Raw genomic sequence first — 12,571 nt, forward strand, 5'->3', positions numbered from 1 at the left:
GAGCTATGATCCTGTGCGAAGAGACGGCAGGATCATAGCTCATTTAGCTTGGGGGGAGAAGGATATGACAAACGTAATCGAATTTCAGGATTTTTCATTTACATATCGGAGTCAGTCGGAACCGACACTCCGGCAGATTCAATTAGCGATTCAAGCAGGCGAACGCATCTTAATCGTTGGACCGTCGGGTTCAGGAAAAAGTACGCTCGCCCAGTGCATCAATGGGTTGATTCCGTTCTCGTACCCTGGAACGTGGGAAGGACAGGTCCTGATCAAAGGGCAGGATGCCCGGGAGTTATCGTTATTTGATCGTTCGCTGCATATTGGAACGGTGTTACAGGATCCAGATGCGCAGTTCGTTGGTTTATCGGTTGGCGAAGACATCGCCTTTGCGCTCGAAAATAAACAGACTGGGCGACCGGAAATGCAGGAGATCGTCGAACGCGTCGCACGGATGACGGATGTCGAGATGCTCTTGCAAGCACGATTGAATGATCTATCAGGAGGACAACGACAACGGGCGGCATTAGCCGGAGTCCTCGTCGAAGATGCGGACATCTTACTGTTTGATGAGCCGCTCGCGAATCTCGATCCGGTAGCGGGACAAGAGGCGATGGCGCTTATGGATCGACTGCAACGTGATACGAATCGCACATTGATCGTCGTCGAACATCGAATCGAGGATGTACTCGTCATTCCGTTTGACCGCATCATCGTCATGGTCGACGGCGAAATCATCGCTGATGATCATCCGGATGTCATCTTAAGTAACGGAAAACTGCAAGAAGCGTTCTTGCGTGAACCTCTCTATGTCAGTGCCGCACGCTGGGCTGGGCTTGCCGTTCAACCTTCAGATCAGCCTAGCCGCATCGATCCCTTTTTAAAGCGATTCAACCAGACGAACGTGTTAGAGCGTTTAGAGAAAGCACCCCAAAAAGAGGTTGCAACCTCTACTTCATTGCTTGAACTCAATCAGTTGGCGTTTCATTATCGTCAAGGAACGCCGGTGCTTGAGAATGTGACGGCGACTTTTCAAAAAGGAACACTGACGACGATCGTCGGTCAGAATGGTGCCGGAAAATCCACGCTTGCGAAAGTGTTGAGTGGTTACCAACGGACGACAGCTGGTCGGATCCTGCTTGACGGAATCGACATCACGAACCAATCGATCGCAGAGCGAGCAGGAACGATCGGATTCGTTCTGCAAAATCCGAATCATATGATTTCAAAACACCTCGTGCAGGAGGAAATCCGCTACGGGATGCAGGCGCTCGGACTGAGTGAGGCGGAAGAAAACGAGCGTCTCGAGCAGACATTACGTCGTTGCGGATTATATCCGTTTCGTAATTGGCCGATTCAAGCACTGAGTTTTGGTCAGAAGAAACGAGTGACGATTGCTTCGATTCTCGTTCGACGACCGGATATCTTGATTCTCGATGAACCAACAGCCGGTCAAGATTATCGGCATTATTCGGATATGATGGACTTTTTAGAAGGATTGAAGCAGGACGGAATGACGTTACTCATCATCACGCACGACATGCATCTCGTCTTAGAATACAGCGATCAAGTCTGCCTCGTGCAAGCTGGGCGTATCCGTTATGCTGGAACATCATTTGGACTGCTGAATCAAGAACAATTGCTGCATCATGCCCATTTAAAACAAACATCGCTCTTTACGCTAGCGCAACACCTCGAAGTCGATCCGGAACGATTCGTCGAGTCCGTGATTACGGCGGAGCGAAAGGAGCGGGAACAATGGCTGTAGAAATGCTTGGCTATATTGAAAAAACGTCACCGATTCATCGATTGACGGGAACGACGAAACTGATCGGATTCTTATTATTTACGACAGCAACGATGTTCACCTATGATACACGTGTCTTACTTGTAATGGGGTTAGTCAGTATCGTGTTATTCCGATTGTCGCGTATCCAGTTTCGGGAAGTCCGCTTCGTCTTGATCTTTACAGCGATTTTCGTCCTGATTAATGCGCTCGCTGTTTATCTGTTCGAACCAGAGCAGGGCGTGGCAATCTACGGATCGCGTCACGTCTTACTTGAAGGAATCGGACGATTTACGATGACCGCAGAACAATTATTTTATCTGTTCAATTTAATCTTAAAATACAGTGTGATCGTTCCGATTGCTGTGTTGTTTCTCGTCACGACCCATCCGACGGAGTTCGCTTCTTCTTTGAATCGGATTGGTGTTCCGTATAAGATCGCATTTGCGGTCTCCTTAGCGCTCCGTTATATTCCGGACGTTCAATCTGATTTCCGGACGATCGCGAACGCTCAAGAAGCACGAGGGATTGCTGTCTCACACGGCTCCCTTTGGCAGCGGGCACGCAATAGCATCCAGATTTTACTTCCGTTGCTATTTACGAGTTTGGAGCGGATTGAGACCGTCAGCAATGCGATGGATCTCCGTGGATTCGGTGCCGGACGAAAGCGAACGTGGTACAACCAACAGACGATGACACGAATCGATTATGTCGCGATCGGCTGTGTGCTACTTTTGACGGTTTTGTCATTCGTCGTCACTTTCTATGATGGTAATCGCTTTTATAATCCGTTTTAAAAATGAGATACGAAAAAGGCAGTGGATGCGTCCACTGCCTTTTGTCATATGACCAATCCGCTTACGCAGATCGTTTTTGATTTTCCCAACGTGGTGAATTCAACAGTTCAATCCATTTCTTGACGGCTGAGATCGTGATGACGATCGCGAGCAGTCCCATCGTTACGGACAAGACCGTATTCAAGATGCTGAAACCTGGAGAATCGGGATTCGCATAGACGTTTGCGACCATCCAGATATCCGCGAACGTTACCGTGATCAGAAGGTAGACGAGCGGGATGAACGTCGTCAGCGCATAGACTTTTTTATCGGCGATTTTCAAGATGATCGTCGTTCCGATGATCAAGCCGATTGAAGCCATCAGCTGATTCGATACCCCGAATAATGCCCAAATCGAACCGATGTCACCCGAAAACAGGAGATAGCCCCAGAAGAACGTCCCGAGTGCCGAAGCGAAGATCGCACCTGGAATCCAGTCGACACGTTTGAGTGGTTTGTAGAACTCCCCGAAGAAATCTTGAATCAAGTAACGGGCGACGCGTGTTCCTGCATCGATTGCGGTTAAGATGAAGACCGCTTCGAATAGAATGACGAATTGGAAGAAGAATCCGGCAATCTCTTTGAACCACGGGATGGCGCGGAAGATGAATGTCATACCGACGGCGAGTGAGACGGCACCACCTGTTCGACCTGCCAGATCGAGACCGATTTCACGGGATAAATCATCAAGATAGACCGTGCTCATACCGAGCGTCGCGAATACTTCTGGTGTTGAGTTGATGGCGAAGTAATCACCGACTTCAAGCGATGTCGCAGCAATCAATGCCATGACGGCAACAAGACATTCGACAAGCATAGCACCGAAGGCAACGGGTTTGATGTCGCTCCATCGATTGATCATCTTCGGTGTCGTACCAGAACCAACGAAGGCGTGGAAACCAGATATCGCACCACAGGCAATCGTGATCGAGATGAATGGCCAGACTGGACCAGCGATGATTGGACCACCACCATCAACGAACTTCGTGAATGCTGGGAATCGAATGTCCGGGTTGATGATGAAGACACCAACGATCAAAGCAAGAAAGACACCGATTTTCATGAAACTCGATAAATAGTCGCGAGGTGCGAGTAAGAGCCACACTGGCAGTGCAGCGGCAAAGAACGCATAAATCGGTAAAGCAATCGCGAGTTGACGGGATGAAAGGTCGAACCAGTCACCGATGAATGTTTCCGTTAACTGAGGACCAAAACCAATTGCCGCTAAAATCAGTAAGAAACCAACCGTTGAAGCAAGTGCTAGATTGCCACCTTTACGTAAGTAAATCCCAACGAACATCGCGATTGGAATCGTCGAGAAGACAGCGAATGTACCCCATGGGTTATGTTCAAGTGCGTGCAAGACGACCATCGATAGACCGGCCATCGTGATCGTGATGATGAAGAGCATCGCCAGACCGGCACAAAAACCAGCGACTGGTCCCAGCTCTTTTTTAGCGACTTCAGACAGCGACTGACCGTCTTGGCGCATCGAGGCAAAAAGAACAACCATATCATGGACCGCTCCACCGATGACGGCACCGATTAAGAGCCACAGTAAGCCGGGGAGATATCCGAACTGAGCAGCAAGGACAGGTCCGACGAGTGGACCGGCAGCAGCGATTGCCGCAAAATGGTGTCCGAACGAGACCCATTTGTTCGTTGGGACGTAATCTTTTCCATCCGCTAATTTATGAGCGGGCGTTTCGCGATCATCTTTGATTTTTAAGACTTTCGCAGCCATGAACGTGCCGTAGAGACGATACGCGATTAATAAGATACAGATGACAGCAATAACGATTGGAGTAGCGCTCATCTAAAATTCCTCCTCTTGAATGAACTATGATGGATTTAGTATACAAGTTATGGAAGCGCTTTCTTTGATTTTTAGATGAGTTGTCGGTTTCGTTCGATGAAAGGTTGAAAATGGACCTTGAATCACAAAAAAGAAGCGCTCAAATACCGAGCGCTTCTTTCAGTAGTTTGACATACGTCCGACTGACTGGCACATCAATCTGATGAATTTTTAAATTATAGGCTCCGTTGAACCAAGGTTCGATTGCATCGATTGCTGATAAGTTGACGAGGTACGAGCGGTGAACCCGTAAAAAGCGATGATCTTGAAGCTTTCGTTCGAGTTCGAGTAAGGTCTCGTTCGATGGATACGCCTCATGTTCCGTGACGATCTTCGTCTTCCCGTTCTCAGCGACGATGTAATCGATATCTTGAGGAGACAATAATTTCAGTTGTTCGCCCGTCTCAACGGCTAAACGTTCAAGTCGAGGTGCTTTTTTCGGAAGCGGTCGCGCAACTTTTTCAATCGCACGGACAATCCGTGCCGGATCATACGGTTTCAAGATGTAATCATAGGCATTGAGCTCAAACGCTTCAAGCGCATGAGCATCATATGCCGTCACAAACAGCAAAGCTGGTGGACGTGGCATCGATTTCAAGCGTTTGGCGACTTCAAGACCACTTCCGTCCGTTAGCTCGATATCGAGAAAGACTAAGTCAGGTTGAAGGGAGCGAACGAGTCGTTCGGCTTCCTCGACACTGCCGGTTTCCCCGACGACTTCAAGACCGGCTGCGGTCACGTGATAACGGAGCTCGTCGCGTGCGAGCGGTTCATCTTCAATCAACAAGGTGCGCATGCTGGATCTCCTTTCTGAGTTCAATCGGGAGACGAATCGCGATCGTTGTGCCGTTTTGACCGTCACTCGTGATCGTAAACTGTCCCTTTTCACCATATAAACTTCGAATCCGTTCTGCCGTATTGAATAATGCGGTACCGGTGCCCGAGGACGGAACGACTTCTCGACCGAGACGAGCAAGGCGCGAAGCGTCAATGCCGCGTCCGTTGTCGACGACTTCGAGACACAGCTGGTCTGCCTCACACCATGCCGTCACACCGACATATCCTGTCTGTTCAGAAGAAAACGCATGAAGGAACGCATTTTCGATCAACGGTTGTAAGATGAACGGTGGAACGAGTAAAGACGTCGTCTCGTCTGCTAAATCAATGTCGAGAAACGGACGATTCGGAAAACGAGCGGCTTCAAGAGATGTGTATGCTTCGATGTGCTCGAGTTCCTTTTGGAGCGGAATTTTCGTCGATCGTGCGCCTTGGAGGTTACTGCGGAAGAACGTCGACAATTCGAGCAACAACGTGCGTGCTTGTTCGACATCCGTCCGGCACAGTGCATAAATCGTATTGATCGCATTAAACAGGAAGTGGGGGTGAATTTGTGCTTCGAGTGCCCGGATCTCGGCATCTTTCAGTAAACCGGCTTGCCGCTGGGCATTCCCGAGTGCTAGTTGTGTCGAGAACAATTTCGCTAACCCTTCAATGAGTTCGACTTCGACGGCGTCGAGCAATTCGGCATGAGGATAATAGACTTTCAACGTCCCGATCGTCGTTTCCCCGACGATGAGCGGAGCGATGATGCCGGCTTGAAGCGGACAATCCGTTACGGGACAGCCGATATCGAGTCGTTCCGTCACAAGACGGACTTGTCCGTCCTGCAAGACATGCTCGGTCGGTTTCGTCGTCCAGTGACTCCCAGCTTGATGGTGGTCGCTCCCGATACCGATATGGGCCAGGATGACGGAACGATCCGTCAGTGAGACGGCTTCGGCTCGCGTTTGCTGCAACAGAATTTCCGCGACAGCTTCTGCCGTATGGATATGTAGACCACGCGTCAGATGCGGAAGCGTCAAATCGGCGATATGCAACGACCGTTCTGCTTCTCGTGCCCGAACCGTTTCCTCTTCTCGTGCAGCAAGACGGATGATCGATAAGAACAACCAGACACCGAGGACGTTGATCAGTGTCATCGGTACGAAGATGAACTGGACGAGTTCGACTGCCGCATCAAAGGGGCGGGCGAATAGTAAAATCAATGACATTTCAAACAGCATTAAAAAAGCAGTCAGACACACGGGCAATAACGCTTGGCTACTGAGGCGGTCGCGCCAATAGGATCGTAAGAGACCGCTGACACCACCGGCGATGACGGTGGAAAGCGCGCAAGCGAACGCTGTGAATCCGCCGAGGGAATACCGGTGAACCCCGACAATCAATCCGGTCATCAATCCACCGAGCGGACCAGCGAGCAATCCGCTGATGACGACGATCATCGTTCGTGTGTTTGCAATCGCTGATGTCCCGTCGACTTCTTCGAGCCAAGCATGAGGTAAGAATTCAGCTAAGTCGACTTTGACCCCTGTATAGTTACTTAAAATACCGTACGTCGCAAAAAACAGGACGAGGACACGAAATTGCCAGCCCGCTTCCGGTTGACGCAGCAACCGCCGTGTCGGTCCCCACTGGGCGAGGATGAACGCTAAGATGATCATGATACCGAGTCGTTCGAGTAAAAAAGGAATCAGTTCCAACATGTGCATTCCTCCATTCGAGTTAAGTGTAAACGCTCGCAAAAGGGAGAGCAATGCCGGCACACAAAAAAGCCGTACTCGCTCGGTTTAAGAGGGAGTACGGCAGACTTACTTATTGTGCGTCTTTATCGAACGTGATCCGTGCGATCGCGTCATGTTGGTGAATCGTTTCTTCGTTACGGCATTCGACATAGAACGAAGCAATTGGGTCCATTTCGTACAAGTCAGCAGCAATCAAGCGAACCATATCTTCTACGAAACGTGGGTTTTCGTATGCCATCTCTGTCACGCGCTTTTCATCCGGACGTTTGAGTACTGGGTGAAGTGGCGCTGAGGCATTGGATTCTGCAGCATCAAGCAATGATTGTTTCCAGTCAAAGTCTTCTGCTTCATCACGTAACGATGCTTCCATCGTGACGTAACCACGTTGGTTGTGAGCACTGTATTCGCTAATTTCTTTTGAACATGGACAAAGTGTCGTGACGTTGATCGTCAAGCCGACAGACAATGTCGCTTCGTCTGTTTCCGTGTTGACGCTGACCGTTTGCCATACTTCGGCATTCATCAAGCCGCTAAGACCTGTTGCAGGTGCTTTACGTGTGAAGAACCATGGGTAACGGATCGTCAATTGACCTTCCGCTTGTTCCATGCGGTCTGCTAAATCACGCGCAAATTGAATGAGTGACTCGTTCGTGACCGTCCAACCTTCGTTATGGTATTGATCAAGTTGCTCCGTTAAACGGCTCATGTTGATCCCTTTACGGTCTTGTACGAGTGATGTCGACAGTTCAAACGTCGCGACTGTCGCTTGTGTGTTGTCTCCGTCTTGGATGACGACAGGATGTTTGACGTTTGAGATTCCGACAGCATCTAGTGCGAACAGGAAGTTCTTCGGTGTATTTTGCAAGTCGACCATCTTATCTTTTTCAGTCGGTTTTGTTCCTTTGATTGGTGGTACCGAACCGAACAGCTTATGGCGCTCTTCTTTTGTTGGTAACGTAATCGGGTAGGTAGACATATTCATTGGCCCCTTTGTCCTTTTGTAGTGTTTCAATAGTAATAACATGACAGGAATGCTAGAGACGAGCAAGTCTGATGATTCCGCAAATGTGTTTCATCTTTTCATCGCTAGAAGTATTGTCTTGAATTTTATCACGAACGTTCGATAAACGAAACTCGCACGACTCAAAATCGACACATTCTATATCTATAGGAATAACTTACTTGCAATCGGGTATACTATCCTATAGTATATGTTCAGGTGAACGTGTAATCATTGTTTTTTCGTCATGGTCAATAATTGAAGTTTTTTTATTTTACAGGTAGTAAGAGAAAGGGATGACAGAGATGGATTGGCAGTTACTATTACAGTATGCCTGGGTCGTACTCGTCTTGATCGCGCTTGAAGGATTACTTTCAGCGGATAATGCACTCGTACTCGCGGTCATGGTCAAGCACTTACCAGGAGAACAACAAAAGAAAGCACTTTTTTATGGACTAGCTGGAGCGTTCGTCTTACGATTCGCGGCATTGTTCGCGATTTCGTTCCTCGTCGATATTTGGCAAATCCAAGCACTTGGAGCGGCGTACTTGCTCATCATGGGACTACGGCATATTTATAAGACCGTTAAAGCCAGAAAGCTCGGTGAGAACCATGGGGCTGAAAATGAGCTGGATGAAGAACCGAAGTCGGAAGAGCCAGTTTCAAAAGGTGAATTCTGGCGGACAGTTGCGAAGATTGAATTTGCAGACTTAGCGTTTGCTGTCGATTCGATTCTTGCAGCAGTAGCACTTGCCGTTGCCCTTCCAAACTGGGGATCAGGCGAAATCGGTGGTTTGAACACAGGTCACTTCATCGTCATCTTAACAGGTGGTTTGATGGGTGTCGTCTTGATGCGTTTCGCAGCACGTGTCTTTGTTAAATTACTTGCAGATCGCCCAGGTCTTGAGACAGCAGCGTTTGCGATTGTTGCCTGGGTTGGTGTGAAGCTAGCTGTTCTGGCGCTCGAACACCCGAAATACCACGCATCAATCGAAGGAACAATCTTTGAAGCCTTAAAACTTCCGGAAGGATTTGCCCACAGTACACCGTGGCAGGCTTTCTTCTGGACAGTCATGGTCGGTCTTGCTCTTTGGGGTTGGTTCTCTTCACCAAAAACGAAACCAAATCCAGATGCTGAAAAGAAAGTTGATCAAAACTTATAAGAAATGGAAACGATCCGTCGATGACGGGTCGTTTTTTTGTGTTAGGTTTTCTTAAACAATGGGAATAAAACACAAGGTTAAGTACTTGAGTCGAGCTTTCATCTTTTTCTTTCCGATCGACCGGCATATAATAAATAGACTGAACAATAAAGGGGATTCGTTAGTATGGATATTGGATTAATTACACAGTATGCGACCGTCGGGCTCGTACTGATCATTTTGCAAGGATTACTATCCGCCGACAATGCGATGGTCATGGCGGTCCTCGTCCGACCGTTACCAGACGATCAACGTAAAAAGGCGCTTTTCTATGGTCTCGTCGGAGCACTCGTCTTACGTTTCGTGGCAATCTTCTTTGCTTCGTACTTAGCGACGATTTGGGAACTTCAAGCACTCGGGGCGATTTATCTCTTTTATGTCGCGTTTAAAGGAATCGTCGAGGCACGATCGAATAAACACCAAGTACCGGACACGATTGCCTCACAAAAAGCCTCACCGAACTTTTGGTGGACGGTCGTGAAAGTTGAGTTCTCTGATTTAGCGTTTGCGGTCGATTCAACGCTTGCTGCTGTCGCCATGGCGACGACACTACCGATGATTGGTGGAACGATCGGTGGTTTGAATACAGGACAATTCTGGGTCGTCTTCTTCAGTGGGATCATCGGGCTCGTTATCATGCGTTACTTCGCGAGCTGGTTCGTCGTCTTGCTCCAAAAGCGACCAGGCATCGAAGAAGCTGCCTTTTGGCTTGTCGCATGGGTTGGTGTAAAACTGGTCGTCATGACACTCGCGCATCCGTCAATCGACGTCTTGCCGCATGAGTTTCCAGAGAGTACACTATGGCAAACGATCTTCTGGGTCGTACTTGCTCTGATTTTAATCATTGGTTGGTTCCGTAGCGGAAGCAGTTCAACCAAATCAGCAAAATAATACAATGGCGGGCAGGGTACTCTCTGTCCGTCTTTCGTTAGGAGAGATTTCATGCAAAACGGTAATTTCATTCGAATGCTGACGCGGATGCAAAACGTTCCACGGTGGGATGAATATGCACCACGTTTTCCGGATAACGCAGCCAGTCACAGCTTTCGTGTTGCCTTATTCAGTTTGATGGCAAGCTATTTAGAAGAAGCAGACGGGCAAACACCAGTCGATCGCCTGACATTGCTCGGAAAAGCTCTATTCCATGACATGAACGAAGTCATCACCGGACCAATCAAACACCGGACAAAAAAAGAGCCAACGTTACATGCACACATTCAGGCAATGGAACAACAAGCAAGTGAACAGCTCGTTGCCTTACTCTCAAAGTCGCTTCAACCAGCGTTCACGACATACCTCGTACATGCAGAAGATGAATCACCGGAAGGACGGATCGTCGAAGCCATCGATACGTTCGATGCGATGTTGTACGCACGAAGGGAAGCACGGATGACAGAGTCCGTCTTTTTCGAACAAAAGGCAGCGGAATTACAGGCTGTTCTGGAACGACATCCACTCGTTTCGATCCGTCGCTTGACACAGTCGGTCATGGAAGAGGACGAGATGTCTCATTTCATTGAAAACGTCTTGATGATGGATACGATTCGGCGCTGGAAAGGACGTTTCAACACGATTGATGATAACGACGCGACACATGCGTTTCGAGCAGCCTCGCTTGGTATCTTCAATGGTCTGATTGAATCAGAGAAGTACGGCGTCACGATCGACATCGAAGAAGTCGTCTCGCGTCTCTTGTGTCATGATCTTGTTGAAGGAACGACAGGAGATGTTCTTGGACCTGTCAAACATGCGACACCGGTCACAGCAGCAGCCTTCGAAGCTTACGAACGGGCAGAAGGAGAGACGTTGATCAATAATCTACCGAAAGAAATCCGAGCACCGTTCCGTCGGTTCGTCGTTGAAGCAAAAGACGAGACATACGAAGGACAGATGGTCGATGTGATCGATAAACTCGACGCATTGATTAAAATGAACATGGAACGGAAGTTGAACGGGGTCGAGTATGAGACCGGTTACCGCGCACAACTTAAAAAGGTTCAGATGACATATGAAAATCCATCGGTCGTCTTTTTCCTCGCTTATGTCTTGCATGATTTGGATTACGTGACGTCATGACGAAAGAAACCATGACCCCACGCCGCTTAACGTTGATCTTGATCCTCGGTTCGCTTGCTGCACTCGGACCGCTCTCGATCGACATGTATCTACCTGCTTTTCCAGATATGTCACGCTCGTTTGATGCGAGTGCATCACTGATTCAATTGAGTTTGACGGCTTGTATGCTCGGAATGGCGCTCGGACAATTGATTGTTGGTCCGCTGAGTGACGTTCGCGGACGTAAACGACCGCTGATGGTTGCTCTGCTCGCATATCTGCTCGCTTCTCTCGCCTGTGCGATGGCACCGACGATCGAAGTGTTGATCGCGCTTCGATTCATCCAAGGGGCAGCTGGAGCGTCAGGAATCGTCATTTCCCGGGCAATCGTTCGTGACTTGTTTGACGGACCTGAATTGACGCGGTTTTTTGCTGCCTTGTCACTCGTCAACGGAACAGCACCAATTCTCGCACCCGTCATCGGTGGACAAATTCTTCGGTTCGGTGACTGGCATTTCGTCTTCTACTTGCTTGCGATTTTAAGCACGATGATGTTACTTGCTGTCGCACTCCGTTTACCGGAAACACTTCCGCTTGATAGACGTGTTGAAGGAAACCTGACGACGACGTTGAAGACGTTCGGACGTTTGTTGACGGATCGCGTCTTCATTGGCTATGCGTTCGCGCAAGCATTCGTCATGGGCGCGATGTTCGCCTACATCTCCGGTTCACCGTTCGTCTTACAAAATATTTATGGCGCTTCGCCGCAACAGTTCAGTTTTTTGTTCGGTTTAAACGGAATCGGAATCATCTTAGCAGCACAGATTGCTGGTCGCCTTGCGGGTCGTGTCGATTCAGAGCGGCTGATGCGAATCAGTTTGACGATTGTTGCGAGTGCGAGTATCTTATTGTTCCTCGCCTTGACGTTAACGGATCAGCTGATCTTCGTCATGATTCCACTGTTTTTCGTCGTTTCAAGCGTCGGTTTGATCTCGACGCTCGGTTTTACCTTAGCGATGCAAAATTACGGAGCAACGGCAGGCAGTGCCTCGGCTCTTCTAGGGCTCTTGCCCATGCTCGTCGGTTCGCTCGTGTCACCACTCGTCGGGATCATGGGAGAGCAATCGGCTGTTCCGATGGGTATAATCATCATGACCTTAGATTGCCTGGCGCTCATCCTCTATTACGGTCTGATTGTTCGTCGACCGAATCGTTCATAAGCGTTGGTTATTCAAAAACGTTTGTCCTCTATATG

10 protein-coding genes are annotated in these 12,571 nt (G+C 48.8%); 6 read left to right on the forward strand and 4 right to left on the reverse strand.

Translation table 11 applies throughout. The features are described from left to right. The first annotated feature begins 64 nt into the window (after positions 1 to 64). Both KNQ03_RS11810 and KNQ03_RS11815 read left to right on the forward strand, forming a co-directional pair. Positions 65 to 1,768 (forward strand): ABC transporter ATP-binding protein, encoded by a 1,704-nt coding sequence (locus tag KNQ03_RS11810; RefSeq protein ID WP_214724847.1) that lies wholly within the window; start codon positions 65 to 67, stop codon positions 1,766 to 1,768. After that, complete coding sequence (locus KNQ03_RS11815) at positions 1,759 to 2,583, forward strand: energy-coupling factor transporter transmembrane component T family protein (RefSeq protein WP_023466770.1); 825 nt, start codon at positions 1,759 to 1,761, stop codon at positions 2,581 to 2,583. The genes KNQ03_RS11810 and KNQ03_RS11815 overlap by 10 nt, the downstream gene beginning before the upstream one ends. Before the next feature lie 61 nt (positions 2,584 to 2,644). On the opposite strand, the gene KNQ03_RS11820 is transcribed toward KNQ03_RS11815, so the two are convergent. The 4 genes from KNQ03_RS11820 to folE2 form a co-directional block, all read right to left on the reverse strand. Beyond that, positions 2,645 to 4,438 carry a carbon starvation CstA family protein gene (locus tag KNQ03_RS11820; protein ID WP_023466771.1) on the reverse strand — a complete coding sequence of 598 codons (1,794 nt, stop codon included), beginning with the start codon at positions 4,436 to 4,438 and terminating at the stop codon, positions 2,645 to 2,647. Positions 4,439 to 4,577: 139 nt separating this feature from the next. Continuing rightward, positions 4,578 to 5,273 (reverse strand): LytR/AlgR family response regulator transcription factor, encoded by a 696-nt coding sequence (locus KNQ03_RS11825; protein ID WP_029343193.1) that lies wholly within the window; start codon positions 5,271 to 5,273, stop codon positions 4,578 to 4,580. After that, complete coding sequence (locus KNQ03_RS11830) at positions 5,254 to 7,020, reverse strand: LytS/YhcK type 5TM receptor domain-containing protein (protein WP_214724849.1); 1,767 nt, start codon at positions 7,018 to 7,020, stop codon at positions 5,254 to 5,256. Before KNQ03_RS11830 ends, KNQ03_RS11825 begins: the two co-directional genes overlap by 20 nt. 109 nt (positions 7,021 to 7,129) lie before the next feature. Continuing rightward, positions 7,130 to 8,035 carry a GTP cyclohydrolase FolE2 gene (gene folE2, locus KNQ03_RS11835; protein WP_214724851.1) on the reverse strand — a complete coding sequence of 302 codons (906 nt, stop codon included), beginning with the start codon at positions 8,033 to 8,035 and terminating at the stop codon, positions 7,130 to 7,132. Between the two features lie 329 nt (positions 8,036 to 8,364). Between folE2 and KNQ03_RS11840 the strand changes: the two genes are divergently transcribed. The 4 genes from KNQ03_RS11840 (at position 8,365) to KNQ03_RS11855 (ending at position 12,536) form a co-directional block, all read left to right on the forward strand. Next, the gene (locus tag KNQ03_RS11840; protein ID WP_041255251.1) at positions 8,365 to 9,222 is read left to right on the forward strand and encodes a TerC family protein; all 858 of its coding nucleotides are present in this window, start codon (positions 8,365 to 8,367) and stop codon (positions 9,220 to 9,222) included. Positions 9,223 to 9,387: 165 nt separating this feature from the next. After that, positions 9,388 to 10,152, forward strand: coding sequence for a TerC family protein (locus tag KNQ03_RS11845; protein WP_029343196.1), 765 nt, complete (start codon positions 9,388 to 9,390; stop codon positions 10,150 to 10,152). A 51-nt stretch (positions 10,153 to 10,203) separates the two neighbouring features. Continuing rightward, complete coding sequence (locus KNQ03_RS11850) at positions 10,204 to 11,337, forward strand: YfbR-like 5'-deoxynucleotidase (protein WP_023466777.1); 1,134 nt, start codon at positions 10,204 to 10,206, stop codon at positions 11,335 to 11,337. Further along, entirely contained in the window at positions 11,334 to 12,536 is a 1,203-nt protein-coding gene (locus KNQ03_RS11855) for a multidrug effflux MFS transporter (RefSeq protein WP_214724853.1), read from the forward strand. The genes KNQ03_RS11850 and KNQ03_RS11855 overlap by 4 nt, the downstream gene beginning before the upstream one ends. Positions 12,537 to 12,571: the final 35 nt, after the last annotated feature.

Source organism: Exiguobacterium sp. s143, assembly GCF_018618895.1.
GTDB lineage: Bacteria > Bacillota > Bacilli > Exiguobacteriales > Exiguobacteriaceae > Exiguobacterium_A > Exiguobacterium_A abrahamii.

Coding starts and splice junctions, on each gene's coding strand:
- KNQ03_RS11830 (WP_214724849.1), bottom strand. CDS start 7,020: ATGTTGGAACTGATTCCTTTTTTACTCGAACGACTCGGTATCATGATC.
- KNQ03_RS11810 (WP_214724847.1), top strand. CDS start 65: ATGACAAACGTAATCGAATTTCAGGATTTTTCATTTACATATCGGAGT.
- KNQ03_RS11825 (WP_029343193.1), bottom strand. CDS start 5,273: ATGCGCACCTTGTTGATTGAAGATGAACCGCTCGCACGCGACGAGCTC.
- KNQ03_RS11855 (WP_214724853.1), top strand. CDS start 11,334: ATGACGAAAGAAACCATGACCCCACGCCGCTTAACGTTGATCTTGATC.
- folE2 (WP_214724851.1), bottom strand. CDS start 8,035: ATGTCTACCTACCCGATTACGTTACCAACAAAAGAAGAGCGCCATAAG.
- KNQ03_RS11815 (WP_023466770.1), top strand. CDS start 1,759: ATGGCTGTAGAAATGCTTGGCTATATTGAAAAAACGTCACCGATTCAT.
- KNQ03_RS11850 (WP_023466777.1), top strand. CDS start 10,204: ATGCAAAACGGTAATTTCATTCGAATGCTGACGCGGATGCAAAACGTT.
- KNQ03_RS11845 (WP_029343196.1), top strand. CDS start 9,388: ATGGATATTGGATTAATTACACAGTATGCGACCGTCGGGCTCGTACTG.
- KNQ03_RS11820 (WP_023466771.1), bottom strand. CDS start 4,438: ATGAGCGCTACTCCAATCGTTATTGCTGTCATCTGTATCTTATTAATC.
- KNQ03_RS11840 (WP_041255251.1), top strand. CDS start 8,365: ATGGATTGGCAGTTACTATTACAGTATGCCTGGGTCGTACTCGTCTTG.